Origin of the sequence: Campylobacter sp. VBCF_06 NA8, from assembly GCF_027737825.1 — a bacterium.
Taxonomy (GTDB): Bacteria; Campylobacterota; Campylobacteria; order Campylobacterales; family Campylobacteraceae; genus Campylobacter_B.
On sequence record NZ_JAOVUB010000001.1, the window covers coordinates 157,988 to 178,872 of the forward strand.

33 protein-coding genes, 1 tRNA gene and 1 pseudogene are annotated in these 20,885 nt (G+C 39.7%); 28 read left to right on the top strand and 7 right to left on the bottom strand.

All coding sequences use genetic code 11. From position 1 onward, the window contains the following. Positions 1-35 precede the first annotated feature (35 nt). The 3 genes from OFO10_RS00885 to OFO10_RS00895 are packed head-to-tail and all read right to left on the bottom strand — an operon-like array spanning position 36 to position 2,469. Positions 36-989 (bottom strand): hypothetical protein, encoded by a 954-nt coding sequence (locus OFO10_RS00885; RefSeq protein WP_270865746.1) that lies wholly within the window; start codon positions 987-989, stop codon positions 36-38. Beyond that, positions 986-1,909 (bottom strand): DUF3137 domain-containing protein, encoded by a 924-nt coding sequence (locus OFO10_RS00890; protein WP_270865747.1) that lies wholly within the window; start codon positions 1,907-1,909, stop codon positions 986-988. Before OFO10_RS00890 ends, OFO10_RS00885 begins: the two co-directional genes overlap by 4 nt. Next, entirely contained in the window at positions 1,909-2,469 is a 561-nt protein-coding gene (locus OFO10_RS00895) for a LemA family protein (protein WP_270865748.1), read from the bottom strand. The genes OFO10_RS00890 and OFO10_RS00895 overlap by 1 nt, the downstream gene beginning before the upstream one ends. A gap of 115 nt (positions 2,470-2,584) precedes the next feature. Here OFO10_RS00895 and OFO10_RS00900 point away from each other — a divergent pair. Then, a tRNA-Met gene (locus OFO10_RS00900) sits at positions 2,585-2,661 on the top strand. Positions 2,662-2,692: 31 nt separating this feature from the next. On the opposite strand, the gene OFO10_RS00905 is transcribed toward OFO10_RS00900, so the two are convergent. Then, entirely contained in the window at positions 2,693-3,589 is an 897-nt protein-coding gene (locus OFO10_RS00905) for an AraC family transcriptional regulator (protein ID WP_270865749.1), read from the bottom strand. Positions 3,590-3,727: 138 nt separating this feature from the next. On the opposite strand from OFO10_RS00905, the gene OFO10_RS00910 reads away from it, so the two are divergent. Beyond that, entirely contained in the window at positions 3,728-4,870 is a 1,143-nt protein-coding gene (locus OFO10_RS00910) for an iron-containing alcohol dehydrogenase (protein ID WP_270865750.1), read from the top strand. 43 nt (positions 4,871-4,913) lie between these two features. Here OFO10_RS00910 and OFO10_RS00915 read toward each other — a convergent pair whose 3' ends face one another. Together OFO10_RS00915 and purM are read right to left on the bottom strand one after the other, a co-directional pair. Further along, positions 4,914-5,357: a hypothetical protein gene (locus OFO10_RS00915; protein WP_270865751.1), complete on the bottom strand. Its 444-nt coding sequence runs from the start codon at positions 5,355-5,357 to the stop codon at positions 4,914-4,916. Positions 5,358-5,386: 29 nt separating this feature from the next. Next, positions 5,387-6,370 (bottom strand): phosphoribosylformylglycinamidine cyclo-ligase, encoded by a 984-nt coding sequence (gene purM, locus OFO10_RS00920; protein WP_270858585.1) that lies wholly within the window; start codon positions 6,368-6,370, stop codon positions 5,387-5,389. An 81-nt stretch (positions 6,371-6,451) separates the two neighbouring features. Between purM and coaE the strand changes: the two genes are divergently transcribed. From coaE to OFO10_RS00945, 5 genes are all read left to right on the top strand, one after another. Further along, positions 6,452-7,048, top strand: a complete 597-nt coding sequence (gene coaE / locus OFO10_RS00925) for a dephospho-CoA kinase (protein ID WP_270865752.1) — start codon at positions 6,452-6,454, stop codon at positions 7,046-7,048. Then, positions 7,045-7,896, top strand: a complete 852-nt coding sequence (locus tag OFO10_RS00930; protein ID WP_270865753.1) for a diaminopimelate epimerase — start codon at positions 7,045-7,047, stop codon at positions 7,894-7,896. The genes coaE and OFO10_RS00930 overlap by 4 nt, the downstream gene beginning before the upstream one ends. Before the next feature lie 9 nt (positions 7,897-7,905). Continuing rightward, positions 7,906-8,280 carry a VOC family protein gene (locus tag OFO10_RS00935; protein ID WP_270864697.1) on the top strand — a complete coding sequence of 125 codons (375 nt, stop codon included), beginning with the start codon at positions 7,906-7,908 and terminating at the stop codon, positions 8,278-8,280. An 83-nt stretch (positions 8,281-8,363) separates the two neighbouring features. Further along, positions 8,364-8,885 (top strand): hypothetical protein, encoded by a 522-nt coding sequence (locus OFO10_RS00940; RefSeq protein WP_270865754.1) that lies wholly within the window; start codon positions 8,364-8,366, stop codon positions 8,883-8,885. A 458-nt stretch (positions 8,886-9,343) separates the two neighbouring features. Continuing rightward, a complete protein-coding gene (locus tag OFO10_RS00945) occupies positions 9,344-9,853 on the top strand; it encodes an EexN family lipoprotein (protein ID WP_270865755.1) in 510 nt (169 codons plus the stop codon). Here the strand turns inward: OFO10_RS00945 and OFO10_RS00950 are convergent, their stop codons facing one another. Next, positions 9,854-10,987 (bottom strand): AAA family ATPase, encoded by a 1,134-nt coding sequence (locus OFO10_RS00950; protein ID WP_270865756.1) that lies wholly within the window; start codon positions 10,985-10,987, stop codon positions 9,854-9,856. Between the two features lie 227 nt (positions 10,988-11,214). Here OFO10_RS00950 and rpsJ point away from each other — a divergent pair, with 227 nt between their 5' ends. The 21 genes and pseudogenes from rpsJ (at position 11,215) to secY (ending at position 20,884) form a co-directional block, all read left to right on the top strand. Next, positions 11,215-11,526 carry a 30S ribosomal protein S10 gene (gene rpsJ, locus OFO10_RS00955; protein WP_270858578.1) on the top strand — a complete coding sequence of 104 codons (312 nt, stop codon included), beginning with the start codon at positions 11,215-11,217 and terminating at the stop codon, positions 11,524-11,526. Between the two features lie 11 nt (positions 11,527-11,537). Next, entirely contained in the window at positions 11,538-12,116 is a 579-nt protein-coding gene (gene rplC, locus OFO10_RS00960; RefSeq protein WP_270858577.1) for a 50S ribosomal protein L3, read from the top strand. Continuing rightward, the gene (gene rplD, locus OFO10_RS00965; protein WP_270858576.1) at positions 12,113-12,727 is read left to right on the top strand and encodes a 50S ribosomal protein L4; all 615 of its coding nucleotides are present in this window, start codon (positions 12,113-12,115) and stop codon (positions 12,725-12,727) included. The genes rplC and rplD overlap by 4 nt, the downstream gene beginning before the upstream one ends. A 1-nt stretch (position 12,728) precedes the next feature. Beyond that, complete coding sequence (locus OFO10_RS00970) at positions 12,729-13,010, top strand: 50S ribosomal protein L23 (RefSeq protein ID WP_270858575.1); 282 nt, start codon at positions 12,729-12,731, stop codon at positions 13,008-13,010. Between the two features lies 1 nt (position 13,011). Continuing rightward, positions 13,012-13,842: a 50S ribosomal protein L2 gene (rplB, locus tag OFO10_RS00975; protein ID WP_270858574.1), complete on the top strand. Its 831-nt coding sequence runs from the start codon at positions 13,012-13,014 to the stop codon at positions 13,840-13,842. 2 nt (positions 13,843-13,844) lie between these two features. Continuing rightward, the gene (gene rpsS / locus OFO10_RS00980) at positions 13,845-14,126 is read left to right on the top strand and encodes a 30S ribosomal protein S19 (RefSeq protein ID WP_270858573.1); all 282 of its coding nucleotides are present in this window, start codon (positions 13,845-13,847) and stop codon (positions 14,124-14,126) included. 10 nt (positions 14,127-14,136) lie between these two features. Beyond that, positions 14,137-14,448, top strand: a pseudogene (rplV, locus tag OFO10_RS00985) (50S ribosomal protein L22); the annotation flags it as partial. Between the two features lie 19 nt (positions 14,449-14,467). After that, positions 14,468-15,163 carry a 30S ribosomal protein S3 gene (gene rpsC, locus OFO10_RS00990; protein WP_270858572.1) on the top strand — a complete coding sequence of 232 codons (696 nt, stop codon included), beginning with the start codon at positions 14,468-14,470 and terminating at the stop codon, positions 15,161-15,163. A gap of 2 nt (positions 15,164-15,165) precedes the next feature. Next, on the top strand, positions 15,166-15,591 hold the full coding sequence (gene rplP / locus OFO10_RS00995) for a 50S ribosomal protein L16 (RefSeq protein WP_270865757.1): 426 nt from the start codon (positions 15,166-15,168) through the stop codon (positions 15,589-15,591). Beyond that, positions 15,578-15,760, top strand: coding sequence for a 50S ribosomal protein L29 (rpmC, locus tag OFO10_RS01000; protein WP_270858570.1), 183 nt, complete (start codon positions 15,578-15,580; stop codon positions 15,758-15,760). The genes rplP and rpmC overlap by 14 nt, the downstream gene beginning before the upstream one ends. Positions 15,761-15,770: 10 nt before the next feature. Continuing rightward, positions 15,771-16,022, top strand: a complete 252-nt coding sequence (gene rpsQ, locus OFO10_RS01005; RefSeq protein ID WP_270858569.1) for a 30S ribosomal protein S17 — start codon at positions 15,771-15,773, stop codon at positions 16,020-16,022. Next, the gene (gene rplN / locus OFO10_RS01010; protein ID WP_270858568.1) at positions 16,022-16,390 is read left to right on the top strand and encodes a 50S ribosomal protein L14; all 369 of its coding nucleotides are present in this window, start codon (positions 16,022-16,024) and stop codon (positions 16,388-16,390) included. The genes rpsQ and rplN overlap by 1 nt, the downstream gene beginning before the upstream one ends. After that, positions 16,390-16,623 carry a 50S ribosomal protein L24 gene (gene rplX / locus OFO10_RS01015; protein ID WP_270858567.1) on the top strand — a complete coding sequence of 78 codons (234 nt, stop codon included), beginning with the start codon at positions 16,390-16,392 and terminating at the stop codon, positions 16,621-16,623. The genes rplN and rplX overlap by 1 nt, the downstream gene beginning before the upstream one ends. Before the next feature lie 2 nt (positions 16,624-16,625). Then, positions 16,626-17,171 (top strand): 50S ribosomal protein L5, encoded by a 546-nt coding sequence (gene rplE / locus OFO10_RS01020; RefSeq protein WP_270858566.1) that lies wholly within the window; start codon positions 16,626-16,628, stop codon positions 17,169-17,171. Between the two features lies 1 nt (position 17,172). Then, positions 17,173-17,358 carry a type Z 30S ribosomal protein S14 gene (locus OFO10_RS01025; RefSeq protein WP_270858565.1) on the top strand — a complete coding sequence of 62 codons (186 nt, stop codon included), beginning with the start codon at positions 17,173-17,175 and terminating at the stop codon, positions 17,356-17,358. 12 nt (positions 17,359-17,370) lie between these two features. Next, positions 17,371-17,766 carry a 30S ribosomal protein S8 gene (rpsH, locus tag OFO10_RS01030; RefSeq protein WP_270858564.1) on the top strand — a complete coding sequence of 132 codons (396 nt, stop codon included), beginning with the start codon at positions 17,371-17,373 and terminating at the stop codon, positions 17,764-17,766. A gap of 76 nt (positions 17,767-17,842) precedes the next feature. Next, positions 17,843-18,379, top strand: a complete 537-nt coding sequence (gene rplF / locus OFO10_RS01035) for a 50S ribosomal protein L6 (protein WP_270858563.1) — start codon at positions 17,843-17,845, stop codon at positions 18,377-18,379. Positions 18,380-18,389: 10 nt separating this feature from the next. Beyond that, positions 18,390-18,746 (top strand): 50S ribosomal protein L18, encoded by a 357-nt coding sequence (rplR, locus tag OFO10_RS01040; protein ID WP_270865758.1) that lies wholly within the window; start codon positions 18,390-18,392, stop codon positions 18,744-18,746. A gap of 15 nt (positions 18,747-18,761) precedes the next feature. Continuing rightward, positions 18,762-19,205, top strand: a complete 444-nt coding sequence (gene rpsE / locus OFO10_RS01045) for a 30S ribosomal protein S5 (RefSeq protein ID WP_270858561.1) — start codon at positions 18,762-18,764, stop codon at positions 19,203-19,205. Between the two features lie 12 nt (positions 19,206-19,217). Then, positions 19,218-19,619, top strand: coding sequence for a 50S ribosomal protein L15 (rplO, locus tag OFO10_RS01050; RefSeq protein ID WP_270865759.1), 402 nt, complete (start codon positions 19,218-19,220; stop codon positions 19,617-19,619). Then, the gene (gene secY / locus OFO10_RS01055) at positions 19,619-20,884 is read left to right on the top strand and encodes a preprotein translocase subunit SecY (protein WP_270858559.1); all 1,266 of its coding nucleotides are present in this window, start codon (positions 19,619-19,621) and stop codon (positions 20,882-20,884) included. The genes rplO and secY overlap by 1 nt, the downstream gene beginning before the upstream one ends. The last annotated feature ends 1 nt before the right edge of the window (position 20,885 follow it).

Here is a 20,885-nt window from a genome sequence, read left to right on the forward strand (position 1 = left end):
CTCGAATTTACCCTAAATTTAAAAGCTAAATTTCGCTAAGAGCGCATTTCGTTTAGCAAAGCCGTAATCTTTGGCTCTTCGCTCGCTTTAATTTCGCTAGTGGCGAAGGGTGCGAGATTTCGCGCGATTTCTATCATCATATTTATGCTTAAAATCACATTTGCGTTTTGGTTCGTGTCTATGCGAGTAAAGAGCGTGTCGTTCGAAACCGCGATAAATACGGAGTTGCTCACAGCGTGCATTTGCACTGGGGAGTTTAGGCTAATGCTGATGAGTTCGAGCGTGGTTAGGATTTTGCCGTCTTTTAAAACCTCGCTGTCAAAATTCTCGCCGGCGTAAATGTCGAAAATATCGGACTTGGCGATATTTGCCTTTTGGAGTTTGAGGTGCGGGGTTTGGAGCATAAACTCACCCTTGCCAATCGCCGAAAAATCGCTAGCAAAGGCGAGTGGATAGTCAAATTTCGCTATAAATCCAGTGTAAATTTTGCCGTCATTTATGCGCCCCCACTCGAATTTATCAAGCCCTAACAAACTTTTTTTGCGCCCCTTAGCCCGTGTTAGCGCAGCGTCGCCAAATTTCGCCTCGATTTCACCTACTTTGCCTACTAGTGATCGTTTGCAAACGCATGTGTTAGCGTCTTTTTTAATCGGAAGCGAGTTTAAATCCTCTAAAAAAAATGCGCCAAATGGCTTAAAAGTAAGCCCAGTTTCCTTGGCGATCCAGAGCAAAATTTCATTGTCAAACGCCTTGTCGAGCAGGGCCGAGAAGTGCTGTTTCTGGTTTTTGTCAAAATACGAGTGCGCCAAAATCCCGCAAATACCAATCAAACAGCCCAAAATGATTTTAAATTTCAGCGAATATCCGCCACTTAAAATCAAAAACGCCAGCGCACAAACCACGCAAACGACGATAATTAGCCGTTTTTTCGCGCTCACTTCACTTTCTAAAATCGTCTTTTTTTTCAGCTCAAACGATACTATACTCATATTTTCTCCACAAATGCTTTTTGATTATTTTTCAAAATTTTAGCCAAAATTTTAAATTTTTCCAACTCCTTTTTTAGCGTGACGGCTGGGGAGTTTTCGCCAAGGAGCGGGTGTGAAATATTTGGCTCGAAGCTGTTTTTACCAAGCGCGATATATAGCCAAATTTTGCCTCCCTCACACGCTAGGCTAAGTGGAGCTTTGAAATAATCCCTAAGTGCGATCAATTGCTCCATAAATTTGGGCGTTAGTATGTAATGTGCGCTGATAGGATCATTTGAATATGTGCGGAAATACTGCTCAAACTCAGCGTTATCCATACTAACGCGTTTTAGGTGTGAGTTAGCTTTGGCGTTAGTGTCGATGACATGGAGCGTGGAGGCGAAATTTTGGTTAAATTCGGCTATAAGCGTTATGCCATAAAACAGAGTTGTTAGCTTGGGCGTTTGTTTTTGGTTAGTGTTTGTTTGTGTTTGTTTGGCAAGATAAATATCGCAAAACTGCGCCCTCACGCCCTCGATTTCGCCAGCGAAAAAATCATCGCCCCTATACACGCTAAAACCGCTTTCATAAAACCCGGGTGCGTTAAATTCGGCGAATTCGAAAAATCTCTTGCGCTCGTAGCTTAAATTTTCGTCTTTGGCGATTAGGCTTAGGATTTCGTCTTTAAAGCGCGCGTTAAAGGGCGTTATAAGCCTAGCGTGCGAAATGCTAAAAAACATAAGCGAGGCAAAAACGCAAATTATGCTAGAAATGAGTAAATCAGGCACAAATCGTAGCAAAACGGGGAGCAGGACGAAAATGAGCGCAAATGAAGCGACCTTTAAAATGCGTAAATTTTTGGCGATTTTTGCGCGCTTTTTTTCTAAAATTTCCAAATTCTGGATAATTTCTTCGTTTTTAAATTTTAAAATTTTTTCCATTATTTTAGCATTTCTGATAAATTTGGCGCCTGTTTTTCGCTCTCATCGGCGGCGAAAAATTCGCTTTTTTTGAAGTGAAAAAAGCTAGCGATGAGGTTTGTGGGAAACATTTCGCATGCGTTGTTATACACCATAACTGCGCCGTTGTAAGCGCGTCTGGCTGCGCTGATTTGCTCCTCGACTTCGCTTAGCGTGGCTTGGAGATGAAGGACATTTTCGTTGGCTTTTAGCTCTGGGTAGTTTTCCACAGCGATTTTTAGCGAGCCAAGAGTGCGCGAGAGTTCGGCGTTTAGGGCGAATTTTTGTGTATTGTTTGTGGTATTCATTGCTTCGCTTCGTAGGGTTGAAATTTTGGTCAAAACTTCGCGCTCGTGTGTCAAATATGCTTTAAGGGTAGTGACTAAATTTGGGATTAAATCATAGCGTTTTTTGAGCTGTGTATCGACGCTAGAAGCGATATTTGCGACCTGATTTCGCTTGGCAATCAAAGAGTTATAAATCCCAATAATGCTAAAAATCAAAACGGCAACAATGATTAAAAAAATAGTAAAACCGCCCATATTTTCCCTTTGAAAATGAAATTTTGCTATTTTAGCATAAATTATATTTAAAATTTTGCGTTTTTTAAATTTTATATAAGTAAAATTTGGATAAACTCCATTTTTCCTACAATGTGTCAAGGTAGCTCAGCTGGTTAGAGCGCTGGTCTCATAAGCCGGAGGTCGAGAGTTCAAGTCTCTCTCTTGACACCATTTTTTTATACGATTTTAAATTACACCGATTTTAGCTTAGCGTCAATTCTTTTAGCGTTTGGATATGCGCTTTTGGGGGCAGTCCATACATGCGCGCGTATTCTCTGCTAAACTGACTTGTGCTCTCATAGCCCACATCAAACGCCACTTGCGAGACCGAAGTCGTGGTATTTAGAAGCATAAATTTCGCCTCTTCTAGCCTAATTCGCTTTTGAAATTCTAGTGGCGAAAGGGCGGTAAATTTTTTGAAATTATGGTAAAAAGACGAAACGCTAATGCCGATTTTTTCAGCCAAATCGCTCATATTTATCGCTTCGTTAAAATGCGCTGAAATCTCGCTGATAGCGTGTGCGATTTGGTTTTGCATGGTGCCGTTTAGGATAAATTTGTATAAGAAATTCGCAGCCCCTTCATCGCCACTCATCAGCGAATACAAAACCTCTTTTACCGATAGATTTACCAAATACTCGCTGTGCGCGCCACCTCGTTCTAGCAAATGCACCAGCCTAGCGATAGAATCAGCCAAATCGAAGCCGATTTTGCTCACATATAGGCTCTCTTTTAGCTTTTTTTTCGACGGGGTGAAATTTATGTTTTTGATCGCCTCTGCCAAATCATCGACTTTAAATTCGACAATAATTGACAAAAGTGGGCATTGCGTAACCCTGCCCGAAATCGGTATGTGAGTAGGGGTGAGCATGAATTGGTCTTTGTTATAAAAATACTCTTTGCCGTTAAATTTAACTAGCTTGTTTCCGCGTAGAGCGATACAGATACTAGGCTTGTAAATTCCGCTGCGAAACTCGGTAGTTTCGTCCGCACGGTAAAATTTAATCTGCTCGATTTGTGTATCTATAATGCCATAATTTGGATAATTTTTATCAATAAAATTTGCAATTTCATCTAAAATTTTGTTTTTATCTTTCATTTTTACCCCTTTTGAAATTTTGATTTATTTTAGCAAATAATTTTAAATTTTGCAGAATTAGGCAATAAATTTGTAAAATTTGTCTATAAGAATTTTGTAAATTCGGTTATAATGTGCGAAATTTTTTAAAGGAGAATTATGGAAAATTTCAGTTTTAAAAACCCTGTGCAGGTCGAATTTGGCAAGGGCAAAGAGAAAAATATCGGCGAGTATATGGCAAAATACGGCGCGAAAAAGGCGCTTGTCGTTTATGGAAGCGATAGAGTGAAAAAATCTGGGCTTTTCGATACAGCCATAAATTCGCTCAAAGCGCACGGCATAGAATACGCCGAACTTGGCGGGGTCAAAAGCAACCCAGTGCTTAGCAAAGTCCATGAGGGCGTGAAAATCGCGAAAGATTTCGGCGCAGATAGCGTGCTAGCAATCGGTGGCGGAAGCGTGCTAGATAGCTGTAAGGCAATCGCAGCAGGAGCGTGCTATGAGGGCGATGTGTGGGACTTTTTCTTCGCAAAAGAGGTTCAAAAAGCACTTATGATTTTTGACATTATCACACTTGCCGCGACTGGTTCTGAGATGAATAGAGGCGGCGTAGTCACAAACGAAGCGACAAAGCAAAAATTTGGCATAGATGGCCCAGCTTTGTTCCCAAAAGTTTCAGTCATAAACCCAGAGCTTCAAGCTACCGTAACGCCTGAATATTTGGTGTATTCGGCTAGCGATATCATTGCACACTCAATCGAGGGCTATTTCACAGCCACAAAACACCCTGAAATCATCGATATGTATATTGAAGCAAACATCAAAACCGTTATGAAAACAACCGAAATTTTGCTTAAAAACCCTGATGATTACGAGGCTAGGGGCGATTTCGCGTGGGCTGCGACAATGGCACTAAATGGACTAACTTATGTGGGCGTGAGCGGTTATAGCTACCCAAATCACATGCTAGAACACGCAATGAGCGCGGTGGTCGATTGTGCGCACGGAGCGGGGCTAAGCGTGATAATGCCAGCGTGGATGAAATGGTATAAGAAAAATAATGAAGCCAAATTTGCGCGCTTTGCCAAAGAAATTTTTGGGCTTGATAGCGCAGAGGCTGGAATTGACGCACTTAAAGCGTGGTTTGATAAAATCGGCACTCCAACTACGCTTGGCGGGGTAAAAATTGGTGAAGCTAATGTGGGCGAAGTCATGGAAATAATCGTGCGAGACGCGCCAAAATGGGGCTTACCACAATACGACGCAAAAGCTGTGAAAGAGATTTTTGATCTAGCAAAATAGTTTAAAATGTTGGCGGAATTTTAAAATTTCGCCAACATTTAATTTAATATCCATTTGATTTTAGCCACTCGCAGGCACTTTGTTCGCCGTTTTTACACTTGCTTCTGAAATGTTCGACTGATGCCAAACCTCTTTGATAAACACTGCAAGCATTATCGGCATGCTCTTTATCGCAACATAGTTTTAGATATTTTAGTGCTTTTGCTGAATTTTTCTGTGTGCAATTGCCTCTTATGTAAATACCTGCTAACCTCAGGCAAGCGCCATAAAAAAAGGTTTCATCCGAATTACATATTTTTTCATAGTATTTTATGGCTTTTGCGCCAACTTCAAAATTTTTGGTTTTATCGCAACTATTTCCTAAATTTGTCGCCAACTCAAAGCATTTATCTAAATTCCCAGCCTCGCACTCTTTTTCGAGCCCTGAAAATTGTGTGTTAGCAAACGCACTAACACACAAAACCAAACAAAAAACGAAATTTTTCATAAATTTGTTAGCCTTTGTTAGCGCGTGATTTACGCCATTATTACGCCATTTCCCTCGCATACTTCGCCGATAACATATCCGTCAGTGTTAGCTAACACAAAATCAGCGTTAGCCTTCGGTGCGACTAACACCAAACCCACGCCGTTATTAAATGTGCGCTCCATTTCGCTAGCTTCTACCTTTTTGGCTAAAATTTTAAAAATCTCAGGCGTTTTGATTGCGTTTTTCTCGATTTTCGCACCAAGCCCAGCAGGGAATACACGAGGTAGATTTTCTACCAAACCACCACCCGTGATATGTGCGCAGGCGTGAATTTTATCTTTCAGTGCCAAAAACTCTTTTACATAAATTCTAGTCGGCTCTAAAAGCGTGTCGATTAGGGTTTTTTCGCCGATTTTCTCGTCAAATTTCAGCCCTAGCTCGCTAACTACTCTGCGCGCTAGCGAAAAGCCGTTTGAGTGCAGTCCGCTACTTGGCAAAGCAATTAAAACATCGCCACGCTCTACAAATTTCGTGCGATCTATCTCGTCTTGTTCAGCGATTCCTACGGCAAAACCAGCCAAATCGAAATCTTTGCCCTCATACATCGACGGCATTTCGGCTGTCTCACCACCGATTAGCGCACACTTAGCCATTTTGCAGCCCTCGGCGATACCTGCTACTACGCGTTTTGCGCTTGCGATTTCTAGTTTTGCCGTAGCGTAATAATCTAGGAAAAATAGCGGTGTAGCGAAGTTGCAGATGAGGTCATTGACGCACATTGCGACTAGATCGATACCCACGCCGTCAAGCTTATCTGTGTCGATTGCTAGGCGAAGTTTGGTGCCTACGCCATCTGTCGCGCCCAAAATCGCTGGTTTTTTATACCCGCTTGGTAGTGCGAACGCACCGCTAAATGAGCCAATTCCGCCAATCACGCCTGGGGTCATTGTGGATTTGACTAGGGGTTTTATACTTTGCACAAACTCATTTCCTGCGTCGATATCGACACCTGCTTCTTTGTAGCTAATCACGGTTTTTCCTTTTTTTGGATTTATTAGAAAATTAAATTATTTTAGCTAAAATTGCATAAAAACGCTATAAAGGGGTGTGAAATGGCATATAAAAATGGTTATGTAATCACAGGCTCGATAGGATCTGGCAAATCTAGCGTTAGTAAAATTTTGCGTGATTTGGGCTATCAAATCATCGACGCAGACGAAATCTCGCACCAGCTACTGGATAAATCCTGGATAGATATTTCAAAAATTTTTGGCAATGAATACATCATAAAAGACGGCAAATCCGTGCGAATCTGCAGGAAAAAGCTAGGCGATTTGGTCTTTAACGACAAGGCAGAGCTTGCCAAACTAGAAGCAATCTTGCACCCAAAAATCAAAGATGAAATTCTAAGACAATCTGAAATTTTAGAACACCTAAATAAACCATTTTTCGCCGATATTCCGCTGTATTTCGAGCGCCAAAAATACGATGAATTCGACAAAATCGTAGTCGTATATGCCCCACACGACTTGCTTATAACGCGCATTATGGAGCGAAACGCACTAACGCGTGAGCAAGCCACGCTTCGCGTTAGTTTGCAAGCAGATATCGAATTTAAGCGCGCAAACGCAAATTTTGTTATAGAAAATGTTAGCGATAAAATAACACTTGAAAAAAATGTGAAAAAATTTTTAAAGGAGATAAATTGAATTTTTCAAAGTATAACGCATGCGGAAATGATTTTGTAGTAGTCGAGTTTTCACAAAGTGCCGAGCGTGGCAGTCTAGCTAGGGTGCTTTGCAACCGCGCAGAGGGGATTGGAGCCAACGGATTTATTTCGTTAAGCAACCAAAAAACCCCCGGAAGCAACGACAATAATATCATTGTGGAGTTTTACAACCCAGATGGCACTAGAAGCCCGATAAGCGCAAACGCCGCAATGGTTGTGTGTATGTATGCTTACGAGCGATTTTTATCTGGCAAAAATGTGAAATTTAAAAACGACGCCAATGTAATAAACGGCGAAATTCGCGGATTTGACACAGGCAGAAGCGTGAGCTTTGGCACAAAAAAACGAGATTCGAATTTTGGTCAAATTTATGGCATGGGCTCAAACCGCGCAATCACGGCAAATGTCGAGGTCGAGTTTGATAATGTCAATCGCCTTGGCGAGGGATTTATGAGCAATGGGCACATGTGGTATTTATACGAGGTCGGTATGCCAAATGTCGTAACCTTTGTCAAAGATTTGAGCGCATACAACCACACCCTAGCCACCGAGCTTAGCGAGAAATTTAATGCCAATGTAAGTTATGCTGAGATGAGTAGCACAGGGGTTAGGGTGCGCACATACGCACACGGCGCGAAAAAAGAGGTGCTATCATGCGGAACCGGCATAGCTAGCGCATATATCGCAGGCAGAGCGCACTATAATCTGAGCGAAAACGCAAATATGGCGTGCGTGAGTGGCGAAAAAATCGGCGTAAAAATGCGTGGCGAGACTGCGTGCATATCAGGCGATGTCAGACACCTTTTCGACGGCGATTTTATCGCGTAAGGGGAGATTGTGAAAATCAAAAATATCGATCACTTTGTGATTTTAAGCGCAAATTTAGAGGCTACGCTGAAATTTTATGGCGAAATTTTGGGGCTTGAAATCGTGCAAAACGGCGCCAAAATGGCTGTGAAATTCGGAGATTCTAAAATCAATATCCACCAAAAACTAGCCGAATTTCTACCCGTAGCGAAAAATCAAACCTACGGCTCGGCTGATTTTTGCTTAATCGCGCAAGGGAACATCGATGAAATCGCGCGCGAAATCACCTCTCGTGGCGCTGTGATCGAGTTAGGACCTGTGGAGCGAACTGGCGCGCTTGGCAAGATGAAAAGCGTGTATCTATACGATCCAGACGGAAATTTGGTCGAAATTTCGGTTTATTAAATTTGATTTGGCGTAAATTTTGCGAAATTTGCGCCAAATTTGCCTTAAAATTTCAAAATTTCATAAATTTATCAAGGATTAAAATGAAAAAATTTCTTAAATTTGGCTTTGCAGTTTGCGTGGCTATGGGGCTTGCGGGCTGTGGCGACGATAACGAGTGCGCGGTCTTTATCATGAACGAAAACGGACTAAACGAACCACCATATATAAAAGAAGGTAGTGGAGCGGGCGTGTATGCGTGCAAAAGCGCCATGAGGATACGCACTATGGATATTTTGCACCAAAGATCTTTCAAAGATAGTGGCAGAGGGAGCGCAAGTATGTTTAGCGTGTATGCCAGCATAGAAAAAGAGGAGCTAAGAGTCTGGGCGAAGAGGGGCGAGATATTTTCTGATATCAACAAAATCACTAATGGCGTGCAAATCACGCCGGAGATAAAAGCTAAATTTGAGCAGGCAGATAAGGCGTTCGCGCTGCTAGAAAGCAAATCTAGCGAGAGCGAGTTTCACGATAATTTCGTGGAAGCCTTAGGGAGATTAGGCGAGTGCGATAAAGAAATAAGGCGTCAAAAAAAGGCAGATGAGGCCAAAGCAGGGGCGAAATAGTAGAATTTAGCGCGAAGCCATAGTAGAGTTTGGCGCGAAGCGAAGCAATCTAAGGAAATTTATATTTCGCTTTTAAGTGTCATTGCGAGGGATTTTGCGCCAGCAAAATTCCGTGGCAATCTACAAAGCCTAAATTACCAACCACAAAAATAGCAAAATTTGAAATTCTAAAATTCTATAAATTCTAAAATTTCATGAAAATTAAAATTTTGCTATTTGTTATACTATTTATTTTGCTTTCTGGATTGCTTCGTCGCTGTTTCACAGCTCCTCGCAATGACATTTAAATGCAAATTTTTGCATTTATAATAAAAGGTAAAATTTCGGCGCAGTATTACAAGGTTGCGTAAGCAAAATTTTAAAATTCAATAAAATTCCAAAATTTCAGCTAACTTTAAGCAAAACAAAAAAAAAAAAACGATAAAATGAAAATTTTAATTTCATTTCAAAGGAAAAATATGAAAAGAATTTTAACTCTTAGCCTTGTGGCGGCTGTGGGATTTGGTTTGAGTGGTTGCGGGGAGGAAGACCCTAGAACGGTTGAATATTTTGCCGCTAATTGGAGCATCGCCGTAGATCGTGTGGGTGAGTGCAATAAAATGGAGCGGATGAGTGAAAAAACCGCAAAGGATTGCGCAAATGCAAAAACAGCAGTAAGAGAAGATATGGAACGCACTGAGAGAGAAATAATAGCATTAAAACGCAATGCATCTAAGTATGTGCTAGATTTTATTCATTATTACGACTCGCATGGTAAATTTGTCCCAGATATTCAAAGTATGACCAAACTGCCAATACCAATAAAAGTGGATGATACAATTTGTGTCGATTTTGCAATAAAAAACGAAAATGAGTTAGAAATCAAGAGCACATCATACTGCGAAATAGCATTCAAAAAGTATATAGGAACACATGAAGCAGGTCAATTGAGAAATTCAAAAAATAAAGGCAAAATCATTATAAAATAATCAAAGTCCCAGTGCGAAGCTGTGAAACGGCACGACTTCGCACTTTATCCCCTCGATTTCAAGCGCGCCTGTATTTGCCATGGAGATCACGGCAAGGCGGGTGATTTTGAGCCGTTTGAGCTCTAAAATCAGCTTTTTAAATCTCAAAAACACAATCTCACTCGCGCTAAACGGCACGACTATGACCCCTAAATTCCTGCTCGGCAGGTAAAAATCCAAATCCTTGGTGTAGTAAATGGGCGCGCCCAAATTTGCCAGCTCGCAATACACGGCGTTTAAAAATTTTTTCACAAAATCCTTTTTGAAACCGAGAATTTCTTTGAGATTGAAATTCGAAAAAAACATCTTTTTCGCCGCTTTTTCATCGCCAAATTTTGGGATAAAATTTATGAAATTTTCATCGTCAAATTTCGCTATGGTCGCATAGACGCTGTCCTTTGAAATGCGGATTTTTTCTTTTAAATTTGTATAAATTTTATTCGCGCTAAATGACGCTGCGACGAAAGCCGCGCACTCTTTTAAAATTTTAATCTCGTTTGCGCTTAGAGCCGATTTTAGCGCATTTTGTTCGGAATTTATGTTCCCTGCTGAGTGCAAAAGCGAGCCACCCACACTCCCGCCTTGCGAGAAAAATGCCGAAATAATGGCGTTTATCTCGCTGTGTCGTTTATCGAAAGCGATAAATTCCTCAAAACAAAGTGGCGTAATTTTTAGCTTTGCAAAATTTTCTAGCTCAAAGCTACTTTTGCGCGTGGAGATGATAATGCTTTGCAAATTTTGCGAGGTGCCAGAGTTTAGCAAATTTTGCAAATGCGAAATTTCACACGGCAAAATTTCATCTAAATTATCCAAAAAAAGCGCGATAATCTGCGAATTTTGCTCTAAAAAATTAAAAATTTTATCAAATTCATCGCTTAAATTTGAAATTTCATAACGCAAATCTGCGAAATTCAGATACAAAAACTCGCCCTTTTTGAAATTTGAAATATAATCAAACAAAATCAAACTTTTCCCAGCCCCAAGTGCGCCATAAAGTATAGTTTTGGGCGTATCAATGGAGGTTTTTCTGGCTATAAATTTCGCCTCTTCTGGCGGATTGTCATAAAAATATTCTAAATTTTGCATAATTTGCATTTTAAAATTTTCCTTATTAAAAGGAAATAAATTCAGCAAAATTTACAAAATTTTAAAATTTCAAAAATTTTGCTCTAAATTTCAGAATATTTCCTTATAAAAAGGAAAAAATTCTATAAAATTCACCGAATTTCTTGACAAAATTTTGCCTTTTTCATATAATCCCAGTCTTTTGTTTTTAAGGCAAAAGGTCACGCGTTGTGACAAGTTCTTTTTAAGGAAAGCAGATGCAAAAAATCAGGTTAAAGTTAAAAGCTTATGACCATAGGGTTTTAGATCGCACAGTTGCGGCAATTGTAGAAGCCGTCAAGAGAACAGGCGCCGATGTGAGAGGTCCAGTTCCAATGCCTACGAAGATCAAACGCTACACAGTCTTGAAATCTCCACACATTAACAAAGATTCGAGAGAGCAGTTTGAGATGAGAATTCACGCTCGTATGCTAGATATCGTAGCGGCAACCCCTGATACAGTTGATTCGCTAACTAAACTTGACTTAGCCCCAGAAGTTAATGTCGAAGTTCATGCGATGGGCAAATAAGGAGTTAAAGTATGGAATATATCGTAGAAAAAATAGGCATGAGTAGAACAGTCGGCATCAAAAGCACGCCTGTAACGCTTTTAAAGCTTATTAATACTAAAATTTGCGAAGTATGCAACGACAAGCAAGCTATCGTAGCTTACGCTAACGGCAAAGCATACAACAAATCTATCGCAGGAATTCAGAAAAAATATAGCCTAAGCAAAGAATTTAACAAATTCGCGACACTAAATGTCGAAAATGCTGAGGTTGGCGATCAAAGCACAGAAGTATTAAGCTCAGCTAAAATCGTAAAAGTTACTTTTACTTCAAAAGGTAAAGGTTTCCAAGGTGTTATCAAACGCCACGGTTTTTCTGGCGGTCCAGCAGCTCACGGCTCACGCTTCCACAGAAGACCAGGTTCTATCGGAAACTGCGAGTGGCCAGGTCGCGTCCAACCAGGTATGAGAATGGCAGGTCACACAGGCAATGAGACAATCACTGCTAAAAATGAGATAGTAAGCTTCGATGCTGAGAATAAAATTTTGGTAGTAAAAGGTTCTATCCCAGGATTTAATGGTGCAATGGGCAGAATAAGGATAGTAAAATGAGTAAAGTAAGCGTTCTTAATGAAAAATTAGAAAAAGCTAGCGAAATCGAGCTTCCTGCAAAATATGCAGAGGTAAATTCGCACAATTTATATTTATATGTAAAATCTTACCTTGCTTCACTTCGTGCAAATACGGCACAAACAAAAGGTCGTTCAGAAGTTAGCGGTGGTGGCAAAAAACCATGGCGTCAAAAAGGTCGTGGCGGTGCAAGAGCTGGTTCGACTAGAACAAATGTTTGGGTTGGCGGTGCGGTTGCATTTGGTCCGACAAACAACAGAAACTATGAGCAAAAAGTCAATAAAAAACAAAAACGCCTTGCGCTTGAATTTGCTATGAACGAAAAAGCAAACGAGGGCAAATTTTATGTTTTCGATAACCTAAGCGTAGAAAGCGGCAAAACAAAAGACGCTGCTAAATTTATCGAAAAACTAGGTGTAAGAGATGCTTTAATCGTTAAAAACGAGCTAGATGCACAAACACTTTTAGCATACAGAAATTTGAAAAATTGCTATGTAGTTGATGCTAGCGAAGTAAATGCTTATTTGGTTGCAGTATATAGCTCAATCGTATGCGAAAAAGCTGCATTTGAAACATTGGTGAAAGAGGACTAAAATGGCAGATATAACAGATATCAAAACTATACTTTATACAGAAAAGTCTCTTGGCCTACAAGAAAGTGGCGTAGTTGTTATCCAAACAAGTCCGTCAATGACTAAAAATGGACTAAAAAGCGTTTTGAAAGAATACTTTGGCATCGTGCCTGTAAAAGTAAATTCATTGCGCCAAGATGGTAAAGTTAAAAGATTTAGAGGAAGATTAGGCGTAAGAGATGATGTAAAGAAATTTTATGTCAAACTTCCAGAGGGTGCAACCCTAGAAAATGCGGAGGCGTAAGATGGCGATTAAAACATACAAACCATATACTCCAAGTAGAAGATTTATGACAGGCCTTAGCAGCGATGATATCACTGCAAAAGCAAGCGTTAGAAGCCTACTTGTAAAAATCCCAGCCGCTGCTGGTAGAAACAATAATGGTCGCATTACAAGCCGCCATAAAGAAGCTGGTGCTAGCAAACTTTATAGAATTATTGATTTCAAAAGAAGAAAATTTGGAATTCCAGGTAAAGTAGAGGCTATCGAATACGATCCAAACAGAAATTGCCGAATCGCTTTGATCTCTTATGCTGATGGCGAGAAACGCTATATCATCAGACCAAATGAATTAAATGTAGGCGATGTCGTTGCTTCTGCTGAGGCAGGACTAGATATCAAACCAGGCAACGCAATGAAAATGAAAAGTATCCCAGTGGGAACTATCTTGCACAATATCGAGCTAAAACCTGGCAAAGGCGCTCAAATGGCAAGATCTGCTGGTGGATATGCTCAACTAATGGGTAAAGAGGAAAAATATGTAATCCTACGCTTACCATCAGGCGAGATGAGAAGAGTTTTGGCTGAGTGTATGGCTACTATCGGCGTTGTTGGTAACGAAGACTGGGCCAATGTCGTTCTAGGAAAAGCTGGTCGCAATCGCCACAGAGGAATTCGCCCACAAACCAGAGGTTCTGCTATGAACCCAGTAGATCACCCACACGGTGGTGGTGAAGGCAAGAAAAATTCAGGTCGTCACCCAGTTACTCCATGGGGCAAACCTACAAAAGGTGCGAAAACTCGTCGTAAAAAAGCTAGTGATAAGCTTATAATTTCTAGAAAGAAAGGAAAATAAAAATGGCTAGATCGCTTAAAAAAGGTCCTTTCGTAGATGATCATGTAATGAAAAAAGTAGTAGCTGCAAAGGCTGCTAACGATAACAAACCAATTAAAACTTGGTCAAGACGCAGCACAATCGTTCCTGATATGATTGGACTAACATTTAATGTTCATAATGGCAAAAATTTTATCCCAGTGTATGTTACAGAACACCACATTGGTTATAAATTAGGTGAGTTTGCTCCTACTAGAACTTTCAAAGGCCACAAAGGCTCAGTTCAAAAGAAAATCGGTAAATAAGGGGAAATAAATGAGTAAATCAACTATCAAATTTGTTCGCCTTTCACCGACTAAGGCAAGACTTATCGCAAAACAAGTTCAAGGCATGAACGCTGAATTTGCACTTGCTACATTGGAATTCACTCCAAATCGTGGTGCAAAATATATTGCTACTGCTATTTCAAGCGCAGTTGCTAATGGCGGTTTTGAACCAGAGGAAGTTATAGTAAAAAGTTGTCGCGTAGATGCTGGTCCAGTTCTAAAAAGATTTAGACCACGCGCTCGTGGAACAGCAAGCAGAATCAGAAAGCCAACTTCACACATTAGCGTTGAAGTAGCAAAACCAAGTAAGGAAGCGTAGTATGGGACAAAAAGTTAATCCGATTGGTTTAAGACTAGGTATCAATAGAAACTGGGAATCAAGATGGTTTCCTGCTAAATCAACACTATCAGAAAACATCGGCGAGGATTACAAAATCCGTAAATTCCTAAAAGCTAAACTTTATTACGCAGGAATTAGCCAAATTCTTGTTGAAAGAACAGCTAAAAAAGTTCGCGTAACTATCGTTGCAGCTCGCCCAGGTGTTATCATCGGTAAAAAAGGTGGCGAAGTAGAGAATTTAAGAGCCGAAGTTGTTAAACTAGTAAATAAAGATGTGAATTTAAACATCAAAGAAGAGCGCAAAGTCGGCGCTAATGCACTTTTGGCAGCTGAAAATGTAGCTATGCAATTAGAGCGCAGGGTTGCATTTAGACGTGCTATGAAAAAAGTAATTCAAGGTGCGCAAAAAGCAGGCGCAAAAGGTATTAAAATTTCAGTTTCTGGCCGTTTAGGTGGCGCTGAAATGGCTCGCACAGAGTGGTATTTAGAGGGACGCGTTCCACTTCACACTCTAAGAGCAAAAATCGATTATGGTTTTGCTGAGGCTCATACTACATACGGAAATATCGGTATTAAAGTTTGGATTTTCAAAGGCGAAATTTTGCAAAAAGGAATTCAAGCTGAAAAAACAGAAGAAGCTTCTAAAAAACCACGCAGAACAAGAAGAGGTAAATAGCCATGTTGATGCCTAAAAGAACAAAATATCGTAAGATGATGAAAGGTCGCAATCGCGGCTACGCAACTCGCGGTAATGCTTTGACATTTGGTGATTTTGGTATCAAAGCTGTTGAAGCAGGTAGAATTAATTCACGCCAAATCGAAGCAGCTCGTATCGCGATGACTCGCTATGTAAATCGCCAAGCTAAAATTTGGATTAAGGTATTTCCTGATAAACCACTTACTAAAAAACCTCTACAAACTCGTATGGGTAAAGGTAAAGCTGGTGTAGAAGAGTGGGTAATGAATATCAAACCAGGCAGAATGATTTTCGAGATGACTGGTGTAAGTGAGGAGCAAGCAAGAGCAGCTCTTACGCTATCAATCCACAAATTACCTTTCAAAACAAAAATTGTAACTAGGAATAGCGAAAATGAAATATACTGATTTGAAAGATAAAGATTTAGCTGAGCTAAATAAGATGTTAAAAGATAATAAGTTGCTTTTATTTACGGCTAAGCAAAAGCTTAAAACAATGCAGTTAAGCAATCCTAATGAAATTCGTGCGATTAAAAAAGATATCGCTAGAATCAATACTGCTATAAAAGCAAAATAAGGATAGAGTTATGGCATTTAAAAGAGAAATTCAAGGCGTAGTCGTAAAAAAAGCGGGCAATAAAACTGCTACTATTTTGGTAGAGAGAAGAGTTATCCACCCAAGATATAGAAAAATCGTCAAAAGATTTAAAAAATATCTTATCCATGACGAGAACAATATCGTCAAAATTGGCGATACTATATCAGCAGTTGAGTGCAGACCACTTAGTGCGAAAAAAACATTTCGCTTAAAAGCGGTTTTGAAAACAGGAGTTGAATAATGATACAAAGTTTTACAAGACTTGCAGTAGCTGATAACAGCGGTGCAAAAGAACTTATGTGTATTAAAGTTTTGGGTGGTAGTAAACGCCGCTATGCAACAGTAGGCGATATTATAGTTTGTTCTGTAAAAAAAGCTCTACCAAATGGCAAGATTAAACGCGGTCAAGTTGTAAAAGCCGTCGTCGTTAGAACAAAAAAAGAGCTTCACAGAGGAAATGGCTCTTTGATTAGATTTGATGAAAATGCAGCTGTAATTTTGGATGCAAAAAAAGAGCCGATTGGCACTCGTATTTTTGGCCCAATCGGTAGAGAAGTCAGATACGGCGGTTTTATGAAAATCGTTTCATTGGCTCCGGAGGTTCTATAATGGCAGTGAAATTTAAGATTAAAAAAGGCGATCAAGTAAAAATTATCGCAGGTGATGATAAAGGCAAAACTGGCGTTGTAAAAGCTGTTTTCCCTAAAAAATCACAAGTTATAGTTGAGGGTTGTAAAATAGCTAAAAAAGCTGTTAAACCAACTGAGCAAAATCCAAGTGGTGGTTTCACAAACAAAGAAATGCCTATGGATATTTCAAATGTCGCATTGGTTGAGGGTTGATTATGAACAGATTACAAACTAAATATGTTGAGTCAATTAGACCAGCTTTACAAAAAGAATTTGATATAAAAAATCCTATGCTAATTCCGGCACTTGAAAAAATCGTAATTAGCGTTGGTGTAGGCGAATCTGGCAAAGATCAAAAAGTGCTTCAAAACATGGCCGATACAATCTCTTTGATTGCAGGTCAAAAAGCACTTATTGTAAATGCAAAAAAATCAGTTGCTGGTTTTAAAGTCAGAGAGGGATTTCCTGTCGGTATTATGGTTACATTGCGCAAAGAGCAAATGTATGCGTTTTTTGATAAACTTATCTCAATCGCATTACCAAGAGTAAAAGACTTCCGTGGTGTTGCACGCAATGGCTTTGATGGTCGCGGTAACTATAACTTCGGTTTGCAAGAGCAATTAATGTTCCCTGAGGTAGAGTATGATAATATCCTAAGAACTCACGGTATGAACATTACAATCGTAACTACAACAAATAGCGATAAAGAGGCGTTTAAATTGCTAGAATTATTTGGCATGCCTTTCGCAAAAGGAAAGTAATATGGCAAAAAAATCAATGATAGCTAAGGCAAAACGCCCTGCTAAATTCAGCTCTCGTGCATATACAAGATGCCAAATTTGCGGTCGCCCGCACTCTGTTTATAGAGATTTTGGAATTTGCCGTGTATGTTTAAGAAAAATGGCTAATGAAGGTCTAATCCCTGGCCTTAAAAAAGCTAGCTGGTAAGAAGGAGTAGATATGGTAAATGATCTTATTTCAGACGGATTAACCCGCATTAGAAATGCAGCTATGAGACGCTTAGACACTGCTAAATTGTTTCACTCAAATGTTGTAGAGGCTACTCTTAAAATTTTAGCTCAAAAGGGCTATATCGAGAGCTACAATGTAGTAGAAGAGGGAAACAAAAAATTCATCAATGTTGTTTTAAAATATGATGAAAAAGGCAGAAGTGTAATCAACGAAGTAAAAAGAGTTTCAAAACCAGGTCGTCGTGTTTATCAAGGTAAAGACGAGATTAAAAGATTTAAAAATGGTTATGGAACGGTAGTTGTTAGCACTAGCAAAGGCGTTATGAGCGGTATCGAAGCTAGTAAAGCTGGCGTTGGCGGCGAAGTGCTTTGCACTATTTGGTAAAAAGTTCTACTTTTTATGGCATTGTGGTATCCATTCGTAAAAGTAGTCATACCCTAGACAAATAAAAAGGAAAATTATGTCAAGAATTGGTAAAAAACCTATCTCTATTCCAAACGGAGTAGAGGTAAAAATCGATGGTTCATCTTTAAAATTTAAAAAAGCAAACAACGAAAGAGTCCTTGATTTAAAGGGCAATGTCGATGTTAAAATCGAAGATGGCCAAATTTCATTTTCACCAAAAGGTGAAGATAGACAAAGCAGAGCGTATTGGGGAACATACCGTGCGCTAGCTAACAACATCGTTATTGGCCTAACTGACGGCTTCACAAAACAGCTTGAAATCAACGGCGTTGGTTACAGAGCTGCGATGAAAGGCAAAGTTTTAGAGCTAAACCTAGGTTTTTCTCATCCGATAAATTTCGATTCACCAGCAGGTATTGAAATTTCAGTAGATAAAAACATCATCACAATCAAAGGCGACGATAAACAAAAAGTTGGTCAAGTCGCTGCTGAGATTAGAGGATTTAGACCACCTGAGCCATACAAAGGCAAAGGTGTAAAATATGTCGAAGAGCATATTATCCGCAAAGCCGGTAAAACATCTAAAAAATAAGGGTTGAGAAATGACAGCAAATGTATTAAAAAGAAAAATAGCTCTAAGAATTAAGAGAAAAAGAAGAATTCGTGCAAAAATTTCCGGCACTAGCTCTTGCCCTAGAATTTCTATTTTCAAATCAAATAGAACAGTTTATGCGCAAGTAATCGATGATGTTGAGGGAAAAACAATATGCGCTGCCAGCGGTAAAACTTTGGGTGTGAAAGCAAACAAAGAAGGCGCTGCTAGCCTTGGCAAAGATTTGGCTGCTAAGCTAAAAGATAAAGGCATTTCTGAGGCGCTTTTTGATAGAAACGGTTATTTATATCACGGAGTGATTGTAAGTTTTGCTGATGCGTTACGCGAAAACGGCATCAAACTATAAACCAAAGGAATTATCGTGGAAAAATATAATAGAGAAGAATTCGAAGAAGTAATCGTTAATATCGGTAGGGTTACAAAGGTCGTAAAAGGTGGTAGAAGATTTAGATTTACTGCCCTAATCGTTGTTGGTAACAGAAATGGTTTAGTTGGCTTTGGTTTTGGAAAATCAAAAGAGGTTCCAGACGCGATTAAAAAAGCCGTAGATGATGCGTTTAAAAACATCATCGAGGTTAAACTAAACGGTTCGACAATCACTCACGATGTAGAGGTTAAATACAACGCTAGTAGAATTTTACTTAAACCAGCTAGCGAAGGTACCGGCGTAATCGCAGGCGGATCTGTTCGCCCTGTTTTAGAACTTGCAGGCGTTAAAGATATTTTGACTAAGTCTCTTGGTTCAAACAACTCATCAAATGTCGTAAGAGCTACAATGAAGGCTCTTAGCATGCTAAAACACTAACAAGGATTTAAGATGGGATTAGAAAATCTTCAAAAAGCACCAGGCTCTACTCATAGCACCAAAAGACTAGGTCGTGGTCAAGGTAGCGGTCTTGGCAAAACAGCAGGTCGCGGTGGCAAAGGTCAAACTGCGCGCACTGGCTCACATGAAAAAAGAGGTTTTGAGGGTGGCCAACAACCACTTCAAAGAAGATTACCAAAAGTTGGTTTTTATTCAAGATTTGAAAAACCTTATGTAATCAATGTAGAAAAAATTTCAGCTGTAAAAGAGCTAAGCGAGATTACAGTTGATACTATCAGAACTGTTCATAAAATGTCTAGCTCTGTAAAAGTAGTAAAACTTATCGGTGCAAGTGCAAAAGGTCTTGCTAGCAAGATAAAAGACGAAAATGTAAAATTTAGCGGACAAAACTAATGAACAAAACACTTCGCAACAAGATACTCATTACATTGGGTTTTCTATTTGCTTTCAGGCTACTGGCTTATGTGCCAGTGCCGGGCGTTGATGTTGAGGTGATAAAAGAATTTTTCAATACAAACAAAGACAATGCCTTTGGTATGTTTAATATGTTTAGCGGTGGCGCGGTCGAAAGATTTAGCGTCATTTCGCTGGGCATTATGCCATACATTACAGCTTCGATTATTATGGAGCTATTATCTGCTACATTTCCAAATTTAGGCAAACTAAAAAAAGAGCGCGACGGTATGCAAAAATATATGCAAATTATTCGTTACGCTACAATCGCTATTGCGCTTGTGCAAGCAATCGGTGTTAGTATCGGTTTGCAGGGCATTACAGGCGTAAATGGCGCTAAGGCTATCATGGCAGAAAATACAAACGAATTTATATTTATTTCGTGTATTTCTATGCTTGTAGGCACTATGCTTTTGATGTGGATTGGCGAGCAGATTACTCAAAGAGGTGTTGGAAACGGCACGAGCTTAATCATCTTTGCTGGTATTGTTAGCGCGATACCAACGGCGATTGGCGGCACAGTTCAGCTCGTAAATAACGGCGAACTTAATATCTTAAAATTAATCGCAATCGCCTTAATTATTTTTGCTACAATCGCGGCGATTTTGTATGTCGAGCTAGGCGAGCGCAGGATTCCAATCTCGTTTCCTCGCAAAATTTTGATGGCGAACCAAAACAAACGCATTATGAATTATGTGCCAATCAAGCTAAATTTAAGCGGTGTTATTCCGCCGATTTTCGCTAGTGCGGTATTGATGTTTCCTAGCACGATTTTGACTGCTAGCACAAATTCTTTTGTCCAAAAAGTAGCTGACTTTATCAATCCAAGTAGCTATTTCTTTAATCTTTTGACATTTATTTTAGTTGTATTTTTTGCGTATTTTTACGCTTCAATCGCGTTTAATTCCAAAGATATCAGCGAAAATTTGAAAAAACAAGGTGGATTTATCCCCGGAATTCGTCCAGGTGAGGGCACAGCGACATTTTTAAATGATGTTGCATCTCGCCTTACATTTTGGGGTTCGATTTATCTAGGCTTGGTGACTGTTATTCCATGGTTGCTGGTCAAATTTATGGGTGTTCCATTTTATTTCGGTGGCACGAGCGTGCTAATCGTAGTGTCGGTCGCACTTGATACTATGAGAAGAATCGAAGCGCAAGTGTATATGAACAAATACCAAACCCTAAGTGCTGTTGGACTATAAA

Excerpts from the sequence above, each read along its gene's own strand:
- OFO10_RS00885 (WP_270865746.1), bottom strand. The coding sequence starts at position 989 with ATGAGTATAGTATCGTTTGAGCTGAAAAAAAAGACGATTTTAGAAAGT.
- OFO10_RS00890 (WP_270865747.1), bottom strand. The coding sequence starts at position 1,909 with ATGGAAAAAATTTTAAAATTTAAAAACGAAGAAATTATCCAGAATTTG.
- OFO10_RS00895 (WP_270865748.1), bottom strand. The coding sequence starts at position 2,469 with ATGGGCGGTTTTACTATTTTTTTAATCATTGTTGCCGTTTTGATTTTT.
- OFO10_RS00905 (WP_270865749.1), bottom strand. The coding sequence starts at position 3,589 with ATGAAAGATAAAAACAAAATTTTAGATGAAATTGCAAATTTTATTGAT.
- OFO10_RS00910 (WP_270865750.1), top strand. The coding sequence starts at position 3,728 with ATGGAAAATTTCAGTTTTAAAAACCCTGTGCAGGTCGAATTTGGCAAG.
- OFO10_RS00915 (WP_270865751.1), bottom strand. The coding sequence starts at position 5,357 with ATGAAAAATTTCGTTTTTTGTTTGGTTTTGTGTGTTAGTGCGTTTGCT.
- coaE (WP_270865752.1), top strand. The coding sequence starts at position 6,452 with ATGGCATATAAAAATGGTTATGTAATCACAGGCTCGATAGGATCTGGC.
- OFO10_RS00940 (WP_270865754.1), top strand. The coding sequence starts at position 8,364 with ATGAAAAAATTTCTTAAATTTGGCTTTGCAGTTTGCGTGGCTATGGGG.
- OFO10_RS00945 (WP_270865755.1), top strand. The coding sequence starts at position 9,344 with ATGAAAAGAATTTTAACTCTTAGCCTTGTGGCGGCTGTGGGATTTGGT.
- OFO10_RS00950 (WP_270865756.1), bottom strand. The coding sequence starts at position 10,987 with ATGCAAATTATGCAAAATTTAGAATATTTTTATGACAATCCGCCAGAA.
- rpsJ (WP_270858578.1), top strand. The coding sequence starts at position 11,215 with ATGCAAAAAATCAGGTTAAAGTTAAAAGCTTATGACCATAGGGTTTTA.
- rplC (WP_270858577.1), top strand. The coding sequence starts at position 11,538 with ATGGAATATATCGTAGAAAAAATAGGCATGAGTAGAACAGTCGGCATC.
- rplD (WP_270858576.1), top strand. The coding sequence starts at position 12,113 with ATGAGTAAAGTAAGCGTTCTTAATGAAAAATTAGAAAAAGCTAGCGAA.
- OFO10_RS00970 (WP_270858575.1), top strand. The coding sequence starts at position 12,729 with ATGGCAGATATAACAGATATCAAAACTATACTTTATACAGAAAAGTCT.
- rplB (WP_270858574.1), top strand. The coding sequence starts at position 13,012 with ATGGCGATTAAAACATACAAACCATATACTCCAAGTAGAAGATTTATG.
- rpsS (WP_270858573.1), top strand. The coding sequence starts at position 13,845 with ATGGCTAGATCGCTTAAAAAAGGTCCTTTCGTAGATGATCATGTAATG.
- rpsC (WP_270858572.1), top strand. The coding sequence starts at position 14,468 with ATGGGACAAAAAGTTAATCCGATTGGTTTAAGACTAGGTATCAATAGA.
- rplP (WP_270865757.1), top strand. The coding sequence starts at position 15,166 with ATGTTGATGCCTAAAAGAACAAAATATCGTAAGATGATGAAAGGTCGC.
- rpmC (WP_270858570.1), top strand. The coding sequence starts at position 15,578 with ATGAAATATACTGATTTGAAAGATAAAGATTTAGCTGAGCTAAATAAG.
- rpsQ (WP_270858569.1), top strand. The coding sequence starts at position 15,771 with ATGGCATTTAAAAGAGAAATTCAAGGCGTAGTCGTAAAAAAAGCGGGC.
- rplN (WP_270858568.1), top strand. The coding sequence starts at position 16,022 with ATGATACAAAGTTTTACAAGACTTGCAGTAGCTGATAACAGCGGTGCA.
- rplX (WP_270858567.1), top strand. The coding sequence starts at position 16,390 with ATGGCAGTGAAATTTAAGATTAAAAAAGGCGATCAAGTAAAAATTATC.
- rplE (WP_270858566.1), top strand. The coding sequence starts at position 16,626 with ATGAACAGATTACAAACTAAATATGTTGAGTCAATTAGACCAGCTTTA.
- OFO10_RS01025 (WP_270858565.1), top strand. The coding sequence starts at position 17,173 with ATGGCAAAAAAATCAATGATAGCTAAGGCAAAACGCCCTGCTAAATTC.
- rpsH (WP_270858564.1), top strand. The coding sequence starts at position 17,371 with ATGGTAAATGATCTTATTTCAGACGGATTAACCCGCATTAGAAATGCA.
- rplF (WP_270858563.1), top strand. The coding sequence starts at position 17,843 with ATGTCAAGAATTGGTAAAAAACCTATCTCTATTCCAAACGGAGTAGAG.
- rplR (WP_270865758.1), top strand. The coding sequence starts at position 18,390 with ATGACAGCAAATGTATTAAAAAGAAAAATAGCTCTAAGAATTAAGAGA.
- rplO (WP_270865759.1), top strand. The coding sequence starts at position 19,218 with ATGGGATTAGAAAATCTTCAAAAAGCACCAGGCTCTACTCATAGCACC.
- secY (WP_270858559.1), top strand. The coding sequence starts at position 19,619 with ATGAACAAAACACTTCGCAACAAGATACTCATTACATTGGGTTTTCTA.